The sequence below is a fragment of the Streptomyces xanthii genome (assembly GCF_014621695.1).
Lineage (GTDB): Bacteria > Actinomycetota > Actinomycetes > Streptomycetales > Streptomycetaceae > Streptomyces > Streptomyces xanthii.
Map to the genome: position 1 here is coordinate 5642768 of NZ_CP061281.1, position 18633 is coordinate 5661400.

The 18633-nt window shown below is 72.0% G+C and carries 16 protein-coding genes; 4 read left to right on the plus strand and 12 right to left on the minus strand.

The annotated features are described in order from the left end of the window. Nucleotides 1-158 precede the first annotated feature (158 nt). From IAG42_RS25440 to IAG42_RS25450, 3 genes are all read right to left on the minus strand, one after another. Nucleotides 159-2108 carry a S53 family peptidase gene (locus IAG42_RS25440; protein WP_188339278.1) on the minus strand — a complete coding sequence of 650 codons (1950 nt, stop codon included), beginning with the start codon at nucleotides 2106-2108 and terminating at the stop codon, nucleotides 159-161. 183 nt (nucleotides 2109-2291) lie between these two features. Further along, nucleotides 2292-2924 carry a DUF305 domain-containing protein gene (locus tag IAG42_RS25445; RefSeq protein WP_223206154.1) on the minus strand — a complete coding sequence of 211 codons (633 nt, stop codon included), beginning with the start codon at nucleotides 2922-2924 and terminating at the stop codon, nucleotides 2292-2294. Further along, nucleotides 2921-3610 carry a DUF3105 domain-containing protein gene (locus tag IAG42_RS25450; protein WP_188339279.1) on the minus strand — a complete coding sequence of 230 codons (690 nt, stop codon included), beginning with the start codon at nucleotides 3608-3610 and terminating at the stop codon, nucleotides 2921-2923. The genes IAG42_RS25445 and IAG42_RS25450 overlap by 4 nt, the downstream gene beginning before the upstream one ends. Before the next feature lie 294 nt (nucleotides 3611-3904). Between IAG42_RS25450 and IAG42_RS25455 the strand changes: the two genes are divergently transcribed. Further along, nucleotides 3905-5266: a glutamine synthetase family protein gene (locus tag IAG42_RS25455; protein ID WP_188339280.1), complete on the plus strand. Its 1362-nt coding sequence runs from the start codon at nucleotides 3905-3907 to the stop codon at nucleotides 5264-5266. On the opposite strand, the gene IAG42_RS25460 is transcribed toward IAG42_RS25455, so the two are convergent. The 3 genes from IAG42_RS25460 to IAG42_RS25470 all read right to left on the minus strand — a co-directional run bounded on the left by IAG42_RS25460 (nucleotide 5170) and on the right by IAG42_RS25470 (nucleotide 8135). Continuing rightward, nucleotides 5170-6501, minus strand: a complete 1332-nt coding sequence (locus IAG42_RS25460) for a low temperature requirement protein A (protein ID WP_188339281.1) — start codon at nucleotides 6499-6501, stop codon at nucleotides 5170-5172. The genes IAG42_RS25455 and IAG42_RS25460 overlap by 97 nt on opposite strands. A 161-nt stretch (nucleotides 6502-6662) precedes the next feature. After that, complete coding sequence (locus IAG42_RS25465; RefSeq protein WP_188339282.1) at nucleotides 6663-7082, minus strand: SRPBCC family protein; 420 nt, start codon at nucleotides 7080-7082, stop codon at nucleotides 6663-6665. 42 nt (nucleotides 7083-7124) lie between these two features. Then, nucleotides 7125-8135, minus strand: coding sequence for an aldo/keto reductase (locus tag IAG42_RS25470; RefSeq protein ID WP_188339283.1), 1011 nt, complete (start codon nucleotides 8133-8135; stop codon nucleotides 7125-7127). A 268-nt stretch (nucleotides 8136-8403) separates the two neighbouring features. Here IAG42_RS25470 and IAG42_RS25475 point away from each other — a divergent pair, with 268 nt between their 5' ends. Then, a complete protein-coding gene (locus IAG42_RS25475; RefSeq protein WP_188339284.1) occupies nucleotides 8404-8757 on the plus strand; it encodes a hypothetical protein in 354 nt (117 codons plus the stop codon). Between the two features lie 27 nt (nucleotides 8758-8784). Here the strand turns inward: IAG42_RS25475 and IAG42_RS25480 are convergent, their stop codons facing one another. The 5 genes from IAG42_RS25480 to IAG42_RS25500 all read right to left on the minus strand — a co-directional run bounded on the left by IAG42_RS25480 (nucleotide 8785) and on the right by IAG42_RS25500 (nucleotide 13064). Continuing rightward, nucleotides 8785-9207, minus strand: a complete 423-nt coding sequence (locus tag IAG42_RS25480; RefSeq protein WP_188339285.1) for a VOC family protein — start codon at nucleotides 9205-9207, stop codon at nucleotides 8785-8787. A 3-nt stretch (nucleotides 9208-9210) separates the two neighbouring features. Next, nucleotides 9211-10287, minus strand: coding sequence for a TolB family protein (locus IAG42_RS25485; RefSeq protein ID WP_394811248.1), 1077 nt, complete (start codon nucleotides 10285-10287; stop codon nucleotides 9211-9213). Further along, a complete protein-coding gene (locus IAG42_RS25490) occupies nucleotides 10284-11570 on the minus strand; it encodes an MFS transporter (protein WP_188339286.1) in 1287 nt (428 codons plus the stop codon). The genes IAG42_RS25485 and IAG42_RS25490 overlap by 4 nt, the downstream gene beginning before the upstream one ends. A 1-nt stretch (nucleotide 11571) precedes the next feature. Then, on the minus strand, nucleotides 11572-12462 hold the full coding sequence (locus IAG42_RS25495; protein ID WP_188339287.1) for an alkaline phosphatase family protein: 891 nt from the start codon (nucleotides 12460-12462) through the stop codon (nucleotides 11572-11574). Between the two features lie 170 nt (nucleotides 12463-12632). Further along, nucleotides 12633-13064 carry a VOC family protein gene (locus tag IAG42_RS25500; protein WP_188339288.1) on the minus strand — a complete coding sequence of 144 codons (432 nt, stop codon included), beginning with the start codon at nucleotides 13062-13064 and terminating at the stop codon, nucleotides 12633-12635. Between the two features lie 167 nt (nucleotides 13065-13231). Between IAG42_RS25500 and IAG42_RS25505 the strand changes: the two genes are divergently transcribed. Beyond that, nucleotides 13232-16234 (plus strand): bifunctional [glutamine synthetase] adenylyltransferase/[glutamine synthetase]-adenylyl-L-tyrosine phosphorylase, encoded by a 3003-nt coding sequence (locus tag IAG42_RS25505; protein ID WP_188339289.1) that lies wholly within the window; start codon nucleotides 13232-13234, stop codon nucleotides 16232-16234. 150 nt (nucleotides 16235-16384) lie between these two features. Here IAG42_RS25505 and IAG42_RS25510 read toward each other — a convergent pair whose 3' ends face one another. Further along, complete coding sequence (locus IAG42_RS25510; RefSeq protein WP_188339290.1) at nucleotides 16385-16996, minus strand: TetR/AcrR family transcriptional regulator C-terminal domain-containing protein; 612 nt, start codon at nucleotides 16994-16996, stop codon at nucleotides 16385-16387. A 180-nt stretch (nucleotides 16997-17176) separates the two neighbouring features. Here IAG42_RS25510 and IAG42_RS25515 point away from each other — a divergent pair, with 180 nt between their 5' ends. Next, nucleotides 17177-18622 carry an APC family permease gene (locus IAG42_RS25515; protein ID WP_188339291.1) on the plus strand — a complete coding sequence of 482 codons (1446 nt, stop codon included), beginning with the start codon at nucleotides 17177-17179 and terminating at the stop codon, nucleotides 18620-18622. Nucleotides 18623-18633: the final 11 nt, after the last annotated feature.

The following is an 18633-nucleotide window of genomic DNA, read 5'->3' on the forward strand; positions in this document are numbered from 1 at the left end:
CCCTTCGGGTCGCATTTCCCCGATGAGCGGGCGCGCCCCTGGAGATGGCGCACGAAGTGCGCATCCCCAGGGGCGCGGGGAACTGCGCGACCAGCCCCCACCGGCCGGTGGTCGCGACCGATGGGGGCTGGGCAGATGCTGGCGTCGGCGCGTAAGCCTCAGCCGCGGCGGCCGTAGGACGACACGTAACCCGAGGCCGGCGAACCGACACCCGTCACGTCGTCGTAGCCGCGGACCGCCTTCAGGGACGCGTCCTTACCGAGGCTGCGAACCGAGGTGAGCAGCCCGTCAGCCGCATCGGCCCCGTTCGCGAAGTCGACCCGCGCCACCGCGAGGCCACCCTTCACCGGCTGGTCGGTGACGTCGTGGTAGACCCGCGACCCGTAGTGCCCGTAGATCACCGGGTTCGCGAACCCGATCGCGTGCCCGCCGCGCACCTGCTGCGCCAGCGCCTGCACACCCGCGATCACCGGCGCCGCCAGCGACGTACCGCCGATGCGGTACTCGTCGTAGCCGAGCGAACCGTCGGGCAGGGTCTGCGTCTGCCCCACCAGGAAGCCGGTGTTGGGGTCGGCGACCGCCGCGATGTCCGGCACGACGCGGTTCAGGCCGCCGTTGGCGCGCGCGAGCTCACCCGGCACGACACCCTTCTGGTAGAAGGGCTGCGGGACGGTCTTGCTGGTGCCGCCGCCCGCACCGGAGGTGTACGCGCCGGGGAAGTCGGTCCAGCTCTTGCCGTCGGCCGAGAGGTTGGCCTTGAGCGTGCCCCAGCCGGTCTCCCACTGGTAGGCGTCGCCCTTGCCGACGGCCAGCGAGGTACCGCCGACGGCGGTCACCCAGGCCGAGTTGGCGGGCGTGTCGACCTGCTTCGTGCCGGTCGACGCGACGTTGTCGCCGTTGTCGCCGGACGAGAAGTAGAAGCCGATGCCCTCGACGGCGCCGAGCTGGAACACCTGGTCGTAGGCGGTGGCCAGTTCGGGCGTCTGGTTGGCCTCGATGTCGCCCCAGGAGTTGGAGACGATGTCGGCCAGGTGCTTGTCGACGATCTTGTGCAGCGAGTCGAGCAGGTCGTCGTCGTAGCAGGATGAGGCGCCCACGTACGTGATGCCCGCCTGCGGCGCCACCGCGTGCACGGCCTCGACGTCGAGGGTCTCCTCGCCGTACCAGCCGGCCGCGCCGCACTCCTCGGTCTTCGTGTAGTTCTTCGGCAGGACCTGGTTGAACTGGCCCTTCGCGTACGGCGCGTCACCGTGCTTGGACGCGTACTCGGCCGCGTCCTTCGCGATGGTCGGCGAGGCGTACGCGTCGGTGATCGCGACCCGCACCCCCTTGCCGGTGGCCTTGCCGGCGCCGTAGGCGGCACGCAGCTGCTTGCCCGTGTACCCCTTGATCGCGTAGGGCACCTTGCCGCCGTACGCGTCCGGGAGCGTCGTCGCGATCTTCGAGCCGTAGTACGAGGAGAACGGCCCGGAGTTGCGGAACACGGCGTCCGGCGGCGGCAGCTGGTCCTTCTTCGTCGCCTTGTGCGGGGCGCTGTCCAGGCCGGTGACCGTGAGCACGGCGCCGTCGAGGGAGGCGGGCACGGAGGCGGCCCTGGACGGGGCCCGGTAGGTGTGACCGCTCTTGGCGAAGTCGTGCAGCTGGGTGCCGAACGCCTTCTCGGTCGCGGCCACGTCACCCGAAACGGATATGTAGTGCTCCGTGGTGCCGGTGACGGTCAGGCCCGCGGCCTTCAGCCACGCGGTGACCTCGGCGACCTGCTGCTTCGTCGCGCCGAACCGGTCGCGCGCCTGCTTCGCCGTCAGGTACTTGCCGTACTGCCGCGACTTCGGGTCGGACACGGCGCGCGCGTACGCGGCCAGGCCCTTCGCGTCGCGTCCCGCGAGGTAGACGCGGGTGTGGACCGTGTTGCCGTCCGGGGTGGCACCGCGGTCGGCGGAGCCGGTGGCCCACAGCGGCTTGGTGCCCGAGAGCGTGTCCCGGGCACCCGTGTCGGCCTGCGCGGCCGGGGTGGCGAGGGCGAGGGCGCCGGCCAGCAGCGGCAGTGTCGCCGCGATGCTCAGGCCTGCTCTGGCGCGGGTGCGGCGAGTGCCGCGGATGGATCTCATCGTGGAAACCCCCTGGGTGAGGTGCACATGTGATGCACACGCAGAGGGCCCCCACTCTCACCACCAACCGTTCACGTGAGGGGAATGGAACGATCAAGTTGGCGTCAAGTCGGGTCAAGTACGGTCAGGGCGAGTCGGTTTGACGCCGTTTTGGCACGCCCTGACCGATCCGGAAGCGCCGGGCTACGGCCGGGCGCCGCGCTCCTTCAGCATCCCCGTCATCAGGTCGATCTCCGACTCCTGAGACTCCACCATGCCGCGCGCAAGGCGCCGTTCGGCCTTCACCTCGCACCGCTTCACACAGCCCTCGGCCATGTGCACCCCGCCCTTGTGGTGGGCGATCATCAGCCGCAGATAGCCGACCTCGGCGTCCCGGCCGCGCTTCCCGCGCAACGCCTCCAGCTGCGTGTCCGTCGCCATCCCCGGCATCAGCGCCCCGTCCTCGCCGGCCGGCGCGTCCCCCATCCCCATCCACGTCATCGGCGGATCGGCGGACACCTTGGGCAGCTCCCACAGGTCGAGCCAGCCGAGCAGCATCCCGCGCTGGTTCGCCTGCGTCTGCGCGATGTCGTAGGCGAGCCGCCGCACGTCCTCGTCGCGCGTCCCGTCCCGCACGATGTACGACATCTCGACGGCCTGCTGATGGTGCACGGCCATGTCCCGGGCGAAGCCCGCGTCAGCGGAGTCCGCGCCCGGCACCGCCACCGAGGCCGGGGCCGGCGGGTGGTCCCCGTCGGCCACCGCGTACGTGACCGCGCCGGCCGCGACGAGCACCGCCGCCGCGGCCGGGACCAGCCACCGGGTCGCGCTCGTCACCCGCTCAGACCACCCGTGCACGCCGCGCCCGGCTCGGGCGTCTGCCGCCCCTGCACGAACCGCTCGAAGAACGCGCCGAGCGCCGGGTCCGAGGCGCTCTTCACCGTCCGCTGGTGCCCCCAGGCACTGAGCATGATCGGATCCTTCTGGTCCTCGACCGGGCTCATCAGCGAGTACGGGGTCGCCTTCACCTTCTTCTCCAGCGCGGCGACGTCGGCGTCGGAGGCCTTGCCGTTGTACGTGACCCAGACCGCGCCGTGCTCCAGGGCGTGCACCGCGTTCTCGTTCGGGATCGCCTTGCCGTAGACGTCGCCGTTGCAGTTCATCCACACCTGGTTGTGGTCCCCGCCGACCGGTGGCTCCATCGGGTACGTGACCTTCTTGGCCACGTGGTTGCGGGCGAGCTTGCCGCTCCACGTGCCGACGCCGTCCTTGTCGTAGCTGAAGTGCCCGGCGGCCGCCGCGCCCTTCGCGTCGGTCTTCGCGCCTGCCTTCGACGCCGACGCGTCGTCGTCGCCGCCCTTGCTCACGGCCCAGGCGCCCGCTCCTATCAGGGCGGCCACGACGGCCGTGCTCGCGACGACGACCGAGATCCGGCGGCGCCGCTCGCGGGCCCGCTCGGCACGCCGCATCTCCTCGATGCGGTCCCGGGCGGACAGAGGGGTCGTGCTCTTGGCGGAACCCATGCAGAGTCCTTCTGTGAAAAGGATGAGACGGACGGGTCCGCCGATCGTAGTGGGGAAACAGGGGCCGCGGGAGACGGCTTTTGGCCCAGGTGCGGGCCCCCTGTCGTGGGGCTGTACGGCGGCAGGCACTATGGCCGGAAGGGGACCGGCAGGCACTATGAGAACCACACCGGCCGATCAGGGACGATCATGGTCGGCAACGCGCACGAAACGGGCGTGTGGTGGGATGGAAGCAGGCCTTTCGACGGCGTTGGAGCAGGCGGCCTGACCAGCAAGGATGGGTGGAAGCGGAAGATGGACAAGCAGCAGGAATTCGTGCTCCGTACTCTCGAGGAGCGCGACATCCGGTTCGTACGCCTGTGGTTCACGGACGTGCTCGGCTTCCTCAAGTCGGTGGCCGTGGCCCCCGCCGAGCTTGAACAGGCATTCGACGAGGGAATCGGCTTCGACGGCTCTGCCATCGAGGGCTTCGCCCGCGTCTACGAGTCCGACATGATCGCCAAGCCGGACCCCTCCACCTTCCAGGTCCTGCCCTGGCGCGCGGAGGCCCCCGGCACGGCCCGCATGTTCTGCGACATCCTCATGCCCGACGGCTCCCCGTCCTTCGCCGACCCGCGCTACGTCCTCAAGCGCGCCCTCGCCAAGACCTCCGACCTCGGCTTCACCTTCTACACCCACCCCGAGATCGAGTTCTTCCTGCTCAAGCACAAGCCGCTGGACGGCTCGCGCCCCACGCCCGCCGACAACTCCGGCTACTTCGACCACACCCCGCAGAACGTGGGCATGGACTTCCGCCGCCAGGCCATCACCATGCTCGAGTCGATGGGCATCTCGGTCGAGTTCAGCCACCACGAGGGCGCCCCCGGCCAGCAGGAGATCGACCTGCGCTACGCCGACGCCCTCTCCACCGCCGACAACATCATGACCTTCCGCCTGGTCATGAAGCAGGTCGCCCTCGAACAGGGTGTGAACGCGACCTTCATGCCCAAGCCGTTCTCCGAATACCCCGGCTCCGGCATGCACACCCACCTCTCCCTCTTCGAGGGCGACCGCAACGCGTTCTACGAGTCCGGCGCCGAGTACCAGCTCTCCAAGGTCGGCCGCTCCTTCATCGCGGGCCTGCTGCGCCACGCGGCCGAGATCTCCGCGGTCACCAACCAGTGGGTCAACTCCTACAAGCGCATCTGGGGCGGCTCCGAGCGCACGGCGGGTGCCGGCGGCGAGGCCCCGTCCTACATCTGCTGGGGCCACAACAACCGCTCCGCGCTCATCCGCGTCCCCATGTACAAGCCCGGCAAGACCGGCTCGGCCCGCGTCGAGGTCCGCTCCCTCGACTCCGGCTGCAACCCCTACCTCGCCTACGCGGTCCTCCTCGCCGCCGGCCTCAAGGGCATCGAGGAGGGCTACGAACTCCCGCCCGGCGCCGACGACGACGTCTGGGCCCTGCGCGACGCCGAACGCCGCGCCCTCGGCATCGAACCCCTCCCGCAGAACCTCGGCGAGGCGATCGCCCTCATGGAGCGCTCGGAACTCGTCGCCGAAACCCTCGGCGAACACGTCTACGACTTCTTCCTCCGCAACAAGAAGCAGGAGTGGGAGGAGTACCGCTCCGAGGTGACCGCGTTCGAGCTGCGGAAGAACTTGCCGGTGCTGTAGGGCAGTTCAGAGCGGCTGTCGTGGTGAGCCTTCGGTGGTGGCGGTCGCATGGGTTGCCCCCCGGAGGCTCGTCTACGTGTGGGGCTCGGTGGTCTCCCCGCGAGGACTCGGCGGTGTACCGCTCTCAGTGCTGTGACCAGGGCGATCAGGATGACGTCGAGGATCAGGACCGCGATCAGTGGGGGCATGCGCAGGGTGGCGGTGCCTGCCAGGGCGAAGGCCAGGCAGGCGAGGAGGCGGGCGCCCCAGGCCTGGCCCGTGGAGGCGTGGTACCACCAGGCCTGGGTGATCACGTAGAGGATCGGGCCGCCGAAGAGGAGCAGGCTCAGGGTGGTGCTGCCGTGGCCGGTGGGGTGGGCGATGGCGAGTTCGGCGCCCACGGCGAGGGCGACCAGGCCGGCCAGGGTCGGGTACTGGCCGCTGACCGCGCGGCGGACCGGCAGGAGTTTGTCGGTGGTGGTGGCGACGTGCCGGGCGAGGATGTCCTCGCCGCCCTGGAAGTAGCTGGCGCACAGGCAGACCAGCGCGACGAAGACGCCGAGGCCGGCCGTCACGGTCGCCGCGTCCACCGGGGCTCCCGAGATCGCCGTGCCGATGGTCAGGACCGTCTCGCCGAGCTGGATGATGATGAACAGCCGGATCCGCTCCACCATGTGCTCGGCGTCGAAGACCAGGTCCTGGGAAGAGAGGCGGTCGCGGGGCAGGGGGTGGGCCAGCCAGACGCCCAGCATGTCGACGGCCGCTGCCGCCGCCCACCAGGCGAGCCGGGGCCCGTGGTCCGTGGCCGCGCCGATCAGCCACAGCGGCACCGAGACGATCGCCCACACCGTCACACGGCGGTAGTGCCGGCGCAGGACGGGGGTCGGGGCGGTCGCGGCGGCGGCGATGTCGACCAGGAGCAGGATGGCGACCAGCGGGATCGCGAACGCCCACGGGCGGCCGGCGAAGGCGTGCGGGATCTGGGCGTTCATGAACAGGCCCAGGCCCATCACCACCAAAACCAGCCACCGGGTCCGGGGCCGCTCCACGTCCAGGAAGGTGGCGTCGAAGCTGGTCAGCGCCCAGGTGCTGAGCACCGCGACGAGCATCACCGCCGTCTCTGCGGCCCCGCGCCAGGACAGTTCGTGGAGCAGGTGCTCCGCCAGCTGCCCGATCGCGAAGACGAAGACCAGGTCGAAGAACAGCTCCAGCGGGGCGACGCTGCGGCGTGGCGTTCCCGGGGGCGACGGGCTCACCTGACCGCACCGTTCAGGGGGCGGTCGTCGATGGTCATGGGTTCACGATCCGACGGGGCGGTGCGGCTCGCAGCGTGTGACGCCCGTACCGCGCACCGCGGCCCGCGCACGCGGGGGCGTGTCCGGGCCGTGCGGGTGGGGGTGGGGGGTACGGGGATGTGTCAGGCGGTGAGGGTCTTGGCGAGGGCGTCGAGGCCGTCGGCGTAGATGCCGGTGAAGAGGTCGACGACTTCCTGCTCGGTGGCGTTCTTGGGGTTGAAGCGGCCGGACCACTGGACCTCGGCGATGTCGTCGTGGCCGGGGACGGGGTGGACGCGGAGGGTGGACACGTAGCCGTCGACGGGGAAGGGCGCCTCGAGGATGGCGTAGCTGTAGTGGCGCTCGGCCTCGTTGAAGTCGACGAGGCGCTCGATGATGACGTCGCCGTCGGGGTTGGTGAGGCGGCGGACGCGGCCGCCTTCGAGCGCGGTGCTCTCGGGGATGTAGGGGAGCCAGTCGGGGAGGGCGTCGAAGCCGCCGATGAGGTTCCAGACCTGCTGGGGCGTGGCGGGGACGGTGCGGGAGACGGACGTGGAAGCCATGGGTGCTGCTTCTCCTGGGAGGTGGTTCAGCCGTGAGGTCGGTCAGGCGTCGTGGGGGAGGGGAGCCGCCGGGCTGACAAGGCCGGCTGCGCGCAGGTCGGTCCAGAAGGCGGCCGGGATCTTCTCGTCGAGGGCGGCGGTGTCCTCGGCGATGCGGGTCGGCTTGGTGGCGCCCGGGACGACGGCCGCGGAGGCCGGGTGGGCGAGGGAGAACTGGAGGGCGGCGGCCTTGATGGAGACGCCGTGCCGGGCGGTGAGGTCCTTCAGCCTGGCGACCCGCTCGATGATGTGGGCGGGGGCCTGCTGGTACTCGAAGTGGGTGCCGCCGGCGAGGATGCCGGAGCTGTAGGGGCCGCCGACGACCATGTCGACGCCCTGCTCCTGGGCCAGGGGGAGCAGACGCTGCAGGGCGTGCTCGTGGTCGAGGAGGGTGTAGCGGCCGGCCAGGAGGAAACCGTCGGGCTGCGGCTCGTCGAGAGCGAGGGTCATCTCGATGGGCTCGGTCTTGTTGACGCCCAGGCCCCAGGCCTTGATGACGCCCTCGTCGCGCAGGCGGGACAGGACGCGGAAGGCGCCGGTGCGGGCCTCCTCGAACTTCTGGATCCAGGCGTCGCCGTGGAAGTCCTGGGCGATGTCGTGGACCCAGACGATGTCGAGGCGGTCGGTGTTCAGGCGCTTGAGGCTGCCCTCGATGGAGCGCTCGGTGGCCTCGGCGGTCCACTCGTGCAGGAGCTTGTTCGGGTTGCCGTGCTCGAACAGGCCGCCCTTCTCGCCGAAGTCGGGGACGTCGCTCTCGATCTCGTCCAGGACGACGCGGCCGACCTTGGTGGAGAGGACGTACTCGTCGCGCGGCTTGGCGGACAGGACCTGGCCCAGGCGCTCCTCGGACAGGCCCGCGCCGTAGAAGGGGGCGGTGTCGAAGTAGCGGACGCCCTGGTCCCAGGCGGCCTCGACGGTGGCGGCGGCCTCCTCGTCGGGGATGGCGCGGAACATGTTGCCGAGCGGGGCGGTACCGAAGCCGAGACGGCCGGGGAGGATGTTCTTCAGGGACATGAGGTAGTGCCTTTGCGTGTGGGGGTGGGGGAAGGAGAGGGAGGCTGGGGCTGCCTCCCCTTCTCTGAGCGCCGCTTCTGGATACAAGCGCGCCTTACATGTGAAGACAATACTTGCGTACGCGGGCTAATGCAAGAGCCTTCTTTATGCGTTCGCGCTGTAAATGGGTCGTGTCTGTCCGTGCGCGCCCGCGCCGACGCGCAGTGGCCCGGTATCGTCCGGTCCCGATCCGCCGTCCCGGCGGCCCCACGTTCGGAGAGCGATACCCATGACGACCCGGCAAGCGACGACGACGTTGTGGCGCCCCACCGGCCCCGTGGAGCTGGACCTGGTGCGCGAGTCGGGCTGGCGAGAGTGGCCGCCCCGGCTGCCCGAGCAGCCGATCTTCTACCCGGTCCTGAACGAGGACTACGCGATCCGGATCGCCCGCGACTGGAACGTGAAGCACGACGGCGCCGGCTTCGTCACCCGGTTCGAGGTCGACTCGGAGTTCCTGACCCGGTACCCCGTCCAGCAGGCCGGAGGCCGGACGATCCTCGAACTCTGGGTCCCGGCCGAGGAATTGGACGAGTTCAACGCCCACATCGTGGGCGAGATCCAGGTCGTCCACCGGTTCGGCTGACGCCGGTGGTCCGAGTGCGGCGTGGTGTCAGGGCCGGAGCGCGTCCCGCAGGGGCACCGTTTCCCTGTGGCGGTACTCCTGGATCGCCCAGCCGTTTCCGTCCGGGTCCGTGAAGTGCATGAACGTGCCGCCGTCGGACGGGCCGAACTGGACGGGCTCCGAGACGTCCAGGCCGCGGGCGAGGAGTTCCTCGCGGGCGGCCTTGATGTCGGTCACCACGAGTTGCAGGCCGTGGTACGTGCCGGGGGCCGGGGTGCCGGTCGGGATCGGGACGTTCTCGCTGAGGACGATCGAGCAGCCCGAGCCGGGCGGGGTGAGCTGGACGATGCGGCTGCCCGGCATCAGTTCGCGGTCGACGTCGCAGCGGAAGCCGACCTTGTCGACGTAGAAGGCCTTCGCCCGGTCGAGGTCCGAGACGGGCAGCGGGATCACTTCGAGGGTCATCTCCATGGTTCAAAGGTAGGCCGGGGAGACCGCGGCCGTGGCGAGACGGCGCGGAGTGCCCGAGCCGTCGGCCGGTACGGAGTAGAGGTCGGCGCCGTAGTCGCCGGGGAGCGCGTACGTGACGTGGGCGGCGTCGCTCCAGACCGCCTGGTCGTCCACGCTGCGCGTCTCGGCGAGCGGGGTCTCGCGGCCCGTGGACAGGTTCAGGACGTACAGGCGCCACGGGGCGTCGGCGGGGAGGCCGGGGACCCTCTTCTTGTAGGCGACGCGCGTGCCGTCGGGGGACAGGGACGGGCACTCGACGTTGCGGTGGAGCGTGGTGACCGTGCGGCGGCGCAGGTCGCCGCGGACCAGGTACGTGGCGCCGTGCGTGGCCAGCGTCGCGTAGAAGTGGCGGTCGTCGCGGTCGAACGTGACGCCCCAGAAGTTCGCGTCCGCCGCCCGGTACGGCTTGGCGTCCTTGACGATCGCGTACGTCTCCAGGGTGGGGGTGAGTTTCCCGGTGGCGGTGTCGAGGATCGCGGCCCGCGTCGAGAAGTTCGTCCCCGCGTAGCTGTCACCGCCGACGAACGCCGTCCACGCCGCGTACCGGCCGCTCGGCGAGACGCGGGCGCGGGAGGGGACGCCGGGGACCGGGTAGTGCGCCTTCTCGTGGAGGCGGGCGTCCAGGACGGTCGCCCGGTAGGTGTCGGCGAGGGTGCCGTGGACGGCCTGGAGGCAGATCCCGGTGCCCGCGCTCGCGGAGAAGCGCAGACACTTGCGGCCCGTCGAGGTGGCGGTGCGGGGGCCGCCCGGCGCCCCGGCCGGGACCGTGGCGAGCTCGTCGCGGTGCGGTCCCCAGGCCATGTTGCGGAACACGAGGCGCCGGCCGCCCGGGGTCAGCGAGAGCTGGCCGGAGGTCACCGCGGGGCCGCCGGGGCGGGCCTGGTCCCTGCGTTCGGCGCGCGCCGAGGCGTGCAGCACGGCGGCCGTCGCGACGGCGGCGAGCGCGAGCACCGCGGCGACCAGGACCGTGAGGCGGGCGCGGGTGCTGATCAGGCGGGGAGACGGGTCTGCCTGGGGCCCACCCGTCGTACGGGACGTCATGCGGAAGCCGTCGCTTTCGTCGTGCGGGGGCGGAGGATGTACGAGACCGTGGCTGCGGCCGCCAGGAGCACCGCGGCCACCGCCAGCGCGCTCCGGTCGCCCCACGCCGTCCACAGCGCCCCGAATCCGAGGGAGCAGGCGAAGCGGGCGAGGGCCTGGCCCGTCTGGACGACGGCGAGGCCGGTCGAGCGGCGGTCGGCGGGCAGCCCGGTGGAGGCGGCCGCCATCAGGACGCCGTCGGTCGCCGCGTAGAACGTGCCGTGCAGGAGGAGCACCGCGTAGGGCAGCGCGGGACTGTGCGCGTGGGTGAGCAGCAGGCCGTAGACCGCGAGCAGGGCGCCGTGCCCGGCGAGGAACACCGGCCAGGCGCCGACCCGGTCGGCCAGCCGGCCCAGCGGCGCGGCGAGCAGCAGGAACGCGGCCGCCGTGCCGAGGGGGAGGAGGGCGAACCAGCGTTCCGGCACGCCGAGTTGGCGTTGCAGGACGAGGTAGACGAAGGCGTCGCTGACCGTGGCGAGGCCGAGCAGGGCCGCGCAGACGGTGGGGCGGACGACGGTCGCCGGCAGGCGTAGGCGCGGGCGGTCGGCGGGGCGCGGCTCGGCCGGTGCGGGAGGAGGCGGGGCCGGGTCGGAGCGCGTCCGGCCCGGCACGAACAGGACCAGGACGACCACGCCGAGAACGGCCACGCAGAAGCTCACCGTGAAGACCGCGTCGTAGCCGTCGACGGTCGCCCGCAGGATGAGGAAGGCGGCCAGCGGCCCGAGCAGCGCGCCCGCCGTGTCCATGGCCCGGTGCACGCCGAACGCCCGTCCCCGCGCGGCCGGTTCGCTGGACAGGGAGATGAGGGCGTCGCGGGGTGCCGTGCGCAGGCCCTTGCCGGTGCGGTCGGCGGCGAGCACCGCGCCGATCGCCGGCAGTGAACCGGCGACGAGGAGCAGGGGCTTGCACAGGGCCGAGAGGCCGTAGCCGATGACGGCGACGGTCTTGTGCCGGCCGCCGCCCCGGTCGGCGACGTGCCCGCCGAGCAGGCGCACCACGGCCGAGAAGCCGTTGTAGACGCCGTCGAGGAGGCCGAAGCCGAGGGGGCTCAGGCCGAGGCCCGCCACCAGGTACAGCGGCAGCACCGCCGTCACCATCTCCGACGAGACGTCCGTGATCAGACTGACCGTGCCGAGGGCGAGCACGGTCGGGCCCACGGCGCGCCGCCGCCCGGCACCGGGCCGGGCGGCGGGCTCCGCGGACGCCGGCGCCGAAGGAGTGGCGCGGCTGTCCGCTACGTACATGTCACGAGGTCCAGACGCCGGTGATGTCCTGCGCCGACGCCGCGTTGCCCGCGTGCGGCAGACCGTGCATGTCCTCCAGGGTGCGCAGGAGGTCGTAGTGGTTGTACGTGGTGGACGAGGTGGCGCCCGGGGTCACCTGCTGGCCGTACAGGACGGTCGGGATCTTGTTGCCGCTGAGCCGGTTGTCCTCGTCGAAGGTGACGACGAGGAGGCTGTTGTGGGTCTTGGCCCAGGTCGCGTACGCGCCCAGGTTGTTCTTCAGCCAGGTGTCGCCCGTGGAGACCGAGCAGTCGTGCATGTCGCTGCACAGGTTCGGCACGACGAACGAGACCTGGGGGAGCGTCGCGTAGTCCGTGGGGAACTGGGCGAGGGTCTTCGCCGACGAGGTCGGTACGTTGCTGAAGCCGAACCACGGGTTGTGCTTGCGGGCGTACTTGCCGGAGGAGCAGGTCGTCGAGCCCTGGCTGGGCAGGGTCTCGTTGTAGCTGGCCCAGGTCTTGCCCGCGGCGATCAGTTCCGAGGCGAGGTTCGGGGCGGACGAGAAGCCGGGCGTGTAGCAGCTGTCGTCCGTGATGCCCTGGGTGGAGCCGGAGAACAGGGCGAAGTAGTTGGGCTGGCTGGGGTGCGTCTCGGCGTACGACGCGGTGAGGTTGGCGCCGCCCGACTTCAGGCTGTTGATGTAGGGCGCGCTGGAGGAGCCGATGACCTGGCTGTACGCGTGGTTCTCGAAGACCACGACGACGACGTGGTCGGGGGTGGGCACGGTCGCCGCGGCGTGCGCGGTGCCGGCGCCGGTGAGGGCGAGCCAGCCGCCGGTGGCGGCCGTGGCCAGGGCGAGGGCCGAGGCGACGGCCTTGCCGCGGGCGCGGCTGAACAGTGATCTGCCGGACACGTGAGCCTCCGTGTGGGGGAGTGACGGGACCTTGGCGGTGCGGACAGAGCATGCACACGCCAAAATACCCGGGTGTCAGGCCTTCGGACCCCTGCCGGTGAACGATGGATGAACCCTCGGGCCCGTTCCGCCTCGCCCGGGCCCCGCCCCGGCCCCCGCGCGAGCGGCCCTCAGCGCTCCGCGAGCGGCGACGGAGCCTCCTGGACCGTCCAGCCGTTCCCGTCCGGGTCGCGGAAGAACATGAACGAGTTCCACTCGCCGCCCGGGCCGTCCTCCCAGCCCTGCGGACCCGCGTGCTGCACCGGCGAGACCGCCACGCCGCGCGCCACCAGCTCCTCGCGGGCCGCCGCGATGTCCGTGACGCACACCTGAAGGCCGGTGAGCGAGCCCGGCGTCATCGTCTGCTGGTCCGGGGCGCCCGGCAGGCCCTCCGCCAGGGTGATCGAGCAGCGCGAGCCCGGCGGCGTCAGCTGCACGATGCGGACGCCCGGGGCCACCTCGGTGTCCAGGTCGACCTTGAAACCCACCTTCTCCGCGTAGAACTCCTTGGCGCGGTCCACGTCGGAGACGGGGACGACGACCACTTCGAGGGTCCACTCCATGATCAGAACCTTTCGGGCGACATGATCAGAACCTTTCGGACGGCCGGGGGTGCGGCTCTCGCATCCTCCCGCCCCCGTACAGACTCCGCACCCGCGCTCGACTCATCGGTCGCCCGCCGTCCGCAGTAGGCTCAGCACCGGGCTTGTTGATCGAACAGGAGGCCGGGATGTCGGTGCCGCGAGGCCGCAGGAGCAGTACGTTCACCCGGCTGCTGCGGCATGGATTCACCGACCCGTCCGCAGCCGAGCGGCTGCTCGACGCCGACGCGCTGTCCGCCGTACGGTCCGATCCGCTGCTGCTCGACGCGCTCGGCGCCACCGCCGACCCCGATCTGGCGCTCCTCGGCCTCGTCCGGCTCGCCGAGGCGCAGGAGCGGGTCTCCGGCGAGACCGGCCGCCGCGAACTGCTCGACACCCTCATCACCGCCAAGCCGCTGCGCGACCGCCTCCTCGGTGTCCTCGGCGCCTCCGAGGCCCTCGCCGACCACCTCGCCCGCCACCCCGGCGACTGGCAGGCCCTCGTCACGTACGAACCCCGCGATCTGCACCCGGGCGTCGAGGAGTTCGAACGCGGCCTCGCCGAGGCCGACGACCCCGTTTCCCTGCGCGTCGCCTACCGCCGCTGCCTGCTGTCCATCGCCGCCCGCGACGTGTGCGGCACCACCGACATCGCGCAGACCGCCGCCGAACTCGCCGACCTCGCCACCGCGACCCTGCGCGCCGCCCTCACCCTGGCCCGCGTCGCCGCGCCCGGCGACGCCGCCCAGTGCCGGCTCGCCGTCATCGCGATGGGCAAGTGCGGCGGCCACGAGCTCAACTACGTCTCCGACGTCGACGTCATCTTCGTCGGCGAGGCCGCCGAGGGCGCCGACGAGGGCAAGGCGCTCCAGGCCGCGACCCGGCTCGCCTCGCACATGATGCGGATCTGCTCCGAGACCACCGTCGAGGGCACCATCTGGCCCGTCGACGCCAACCTCCGCCCCGAGGGCCGCAACGGCCCCCTCGTACGCACCCTCGCCTCCCACCTCGCCTACTACGAACGCTGGGCCAAGACCTGGGAGTTCCAGGCGCTGCTCAAGGCGCGAGCCGTCGCGGGCGACCCCGAACTCGGCGCCGCCTACGTCGCGGCCGTCTCCCCGCTCGTCTGGCAGGCCGCCGAGCGGGACAACTTCGTGCCCGACGTGCAGAAGATGCGCCGCCGCGTCATCGAGAACATCCCGGCGGGCGAGGTCGAGCGCGAGCTCAAACTCGGCCCCGGCGGCCTGCGCGACGTCGAGTTCGCCGTCCAGCTCCTCCAGTTGGTGCACGGCCGCTCCGACGCCTCGCTGCGCAGCGGCACCACCCTGGACGCGCTCGCCGCCCTCGCCGACGGCGGCTACGTGGGCCGCGTCGACGCCGTCCAGCTCGACGACGCCTACCGCTTCCTGCGCACCCTCGAACACCGCATCCAGCTCTACAAACTGCGCCGCACCCACCTCGTCCCCGAGGACGACGCCGACCTGCGCCGCATCGGCCGCTCGATGGGCATGCGCACCGAGCCGATCACCGAGCTCAACCGGGCCTGGAAGCGGCACACCTCCTCCGTGCGCCGCCTGCACGAGAAGCTGTTCTACCGGCCGCTGCTCGACGCCGTGGCCCAACTCGCCCCCGGCGAGACCCGGTTGAGCACCGAGGCCGCGCGCGAACGGCTCGTCGCGCTCGGCTACGCGGACCCGAGCGCCGCCCTGCGCCACCTGGAGGCCCTCGCCTCCGGCGTCTCCCGCAAGGCCGCCATCCAGCGCACCCTGCTGCCCGTCCTGCTCGGCTGGTTCGCCGACTCCGCCGACCCCGACGCCGGACTGCTCAACTTCCGCAAGGTCTCCGACGCCCTCGGCAAGACCCCCTGGTACCTGCGGCTCCTGCGGGACGAGGGCGCCGCCGCCGAGAACCTGGCCCGCGTGCTGTCCGCCGGCCGGCTCGCCCCCGACCTGCTCATGCGCGCCCCCGAGGCGGTCGCCCTGCTCGGCGACCCGCACGGCCTCGACCAGCGCGGCCACGCCCAGCTGGAGCAGGAGGTGCTCGCCGCGGTCGGCCGCGCCGACGGCGCGGAGCAGGCCGTCGGGGCCGCGCGCGGAGTGCGCAGACGCGAGCTGTTCCGCACCACCGCGGCCGACATCATCGCCTCGTACGGCACCGAGGACCAGCCCGTCGTCGCCGACCAGGGCGCGCTCGTGGACCGGGTCGGCTCCGCCGTCTCCGACCTGACGGCGGCCACCCTCGCCGGGACCCTGCGGGCCGTCGTCCGCGCCGGCTGGGGCGACACCCTGCCCACCCGCTTCGCCGTCATCGCCATGGGCCGCTTCGGCGGGCACGAACTCGGCTACGGATCCGACGCCGACGTCCTGTTCGTGCACGAGCCCCGCGATGGCGTCGACGACCAGGAGGCGGCCCAGGCCGCCAACAAGGTCGTCGCCGAGATGCGCCGGCTGCTCGCCCTGCCCACCGCCGACCCGCCGCTCCTCATCGACGCGGACCTGCGCCCCGAGGGCAAGTCGGGTCCGCTCGTGCGCACCCTCAAGTCCTACGAGGCGTACTACCGCCGCTGGTCGCTCGTCTGGGAGGCCCAGGCCCTGCTGCGGGCCGAACCGGTCGCCGGGGACCCTGAGTTGGGCCGCGCCTTCCTCGACCTCGTCGACCCGCTGCGCTACCCGGCCGAGGGCCTCGGCGACGACGCCGTCCGCGAGATCCGGCGGCTCAAGGCCCGCATGGAGTCCGAGCGGCTGCCGCGCGGCGCCGATCCGACGCTGCACACCAAGCTCGGGCGGGGCGGGCTGTCCGACGTGGAGTGGACCGTTCAGCTGATGCAGCTTCAGCACGGCTGGGCCGAGCCGGGGCTGCGGACGACCCGCACGCGCGAGGCGCTGGCGGCGGCGTGCGCGGCCGGTCTCGTCCCGGGCGAGGAGGCGGAGGTCCTCGACGAGGCGTGGGTGCTGGCCACCCGGGTGCGGAACGCGGTGATGCTGGTGCGGGGGCGGGCCGGGGACACGTTCCCGTCCGACGGGCGCGAACTCGGAGCCGTCGGACGGTACCTGGGGTACGACCCCGGGCACGTCGGGGACATGCTGGACGACTACCGGCGGATCACCCGGCGGGCCCGGGCGGTGGTCGAGGAGCGGTTCTACGGGGCGTAGGCCTCCGGCGGTTCGGCGGGGGCGCCTGGGCGTCTGCCTGGTTGATCGTGCGTGGGCGGCTGCGGGTCGTGGTCCGGCTTCGCGCCCACGCGGCGGAGCCGCACATCGATACAGCCCCGCGCCCCTGAGACGCGCACTTCGTGCGGCATCTCAACCGGCCTCCAGCATGGCCCGGCAATGTTCGATGAAAGCGCTCAGCGCCAGTTCGAACGAAGCGTCCGCGCGGGAGTCCGGGAGGGCCGCCAGGGCCTGTTGCAGGAGCGGGGTCTCCACCTCGTCCGGCAGCTCCCACATCGTCTCCGGGGCGGCCATGTCCAGGGCCGAGCCGAGCACGATGTTCTCCAGGGCGATGATCAGCGGCATCACGTCCCGCAGCGCGAACCCGGCGTCGAGCAGCACCCGTACCGCCAGCTCGTACTGTTCCAGGACCCGTGGCGCCCGCACCGGGTTCGTGGTCAGCAGCGGGATCGCGCGGGGGTGCGCGGCGAACGCGGCGCGGTAGGCGCGGGCCCAGCCGGCCATCGCCTCGTCCCAGGGCAGCCCCGAGGTGAGCGGCGCCGGGTCGATCGCCCCCGCGACCCGCTCGCGCAGCAACTCCACGATGCCGTCCCGCCCGTCCACGTGGTGGTAGACGGAGCCCGTCTGCACCCCGAGCGCCCGCGCGATCTGCGGCACGCTGAACTCGCCCGTCTCGTCGACGAGCCGGAGCGCCGTCGTGGTGATGCGCTCCCGGTCCAGGAGTGGCTTGCTCGGCCGTCCCATCCGTCCTGCTCTCCGCTCTCATCGGTCCCCGTGCGGGCCCCCTCCGGAAAAACAGGTCTTCCCGTAGGCCCGACGGGGAGGTTACATTGCGGAAACCGAAAGCCTTTAGATTTACGCCCCGCCGTCACCCGGCACGGCCTTCCGCCGCTCCTGCCTGCCGCCTGAAGGGCCCCTCCCCGCATGTCCGTGACCTCACCGAAGACCGCTCCGCCGAGCGCCGCCCCGGCCGGCCTGCGCACCGGCAGCCTCGGCACCTCCGACATCGCCTTCTTCGTCGTCTCCGCAGCCGCCCCGCTCACGGTCATGGCCGGAGTCGCGCCCATCGCCATCGCCCTCGGCGGCATCGGAGCCCCGGCCGGCTACCTCCTCGCGGGCCTCACGCTCGCCGTCTTCGCCGTCGGCTTCACGACGATGAGCCGGCACGTGAAGGGCGGCGGCGCCTTCTACTCGTACATCACCCAAGGCCTCGGCCGGCCCGCCGGAATCGGCGCCGCCCTGCTCGCCATGGTCGGCTACAACGGCATGGAGATCGGCGTCTACGGGCTCCTGGGCAGCGCCACCCAGGACACCGTGCACGCCCTGTTCGGCGCCGACGTCCCCTGGCTGCCCGTGTCCCTCGCCGGGCTCGCCCTCATCTGGTACGGCGGCTTCCGCTCCATCGACTTCGGCGCGAAACTCCTCGGCGTACTGCTCGTCGCCGAGACCGGCATCCTCGTCCTGCTCGCCGGGGGAGTGCTCCTCAAGGGCGGCGCCCACGGCCTGTCCGCCGCGTCCTTCGCGCCCGGCAACGTCCTCGTGCCCGGCACCGCCGCCGTGCTGGCCTTCGCGTTCGCCGCGTTCACCGGCTTCGAGTCGACCGTCATCTACCGCCGCGAGGCCCGCGACCCCGACCGCACCGTGCCGCGCGCCACCTACATCGCCGTCGCCTTCCTCGGCCTCTTCTACGCCTTCACCGTCTGGATCGCCGTCCAGGCCTTCGGCGACGCCGACGTGGTCAAGGCCGCCGGAAGCGACCCGGCGAACCTCTTCTTCACCGCCATCACCACCTTCGTCGGAGGCTGGGCGGCCGACCTGATGCACGTCCTCATCGTCACCAGCGTCATCGCCTCCCTCCTCGCCTTCCACAACGCCATCAACCGCTACGGCCTGGCCCTGGCCGACGAAGGAGTCCTTCCGCGCTCCTTCGCCCGCGTCCACACCAAGCACCGCTCCCCGTACGTCGCCGGGCTCGCCCAGACCGCACTCGGCGCGGTCGTCGTCCTCGCGTTCTGGGCGGCCGGCGCCGACCCGTACAACCAGCTGCTGCTCTGGGTGAACACGCCCGGCATGCTCGGCCTCATGGCCCTCCAGCTCCTCGCGGCGCTCGCGGTCCCGTTCTTCTTCCGGCGGATCTCCCACAGCGAGGGCCGCGCCCGCACGTTCTGGGCCCCGGCCGTGGCGACGGTCCTGCTCGGAGCGGCGATCGTCCTGGTCATCGGCCACATCGACCTCTTCACGGGAGCGTCCCCGCTCGCCAACTGGATCATGGTCGCGGTGGCCCCCGCGGTCTTCCTCCTCGGCTTCCCCCTGGCCCACCGCCTCAAGACCCGCCGCCCCGAGGTCTACGAGGCCTTCGGCAGCAAGTAGAGCCGCGCCCA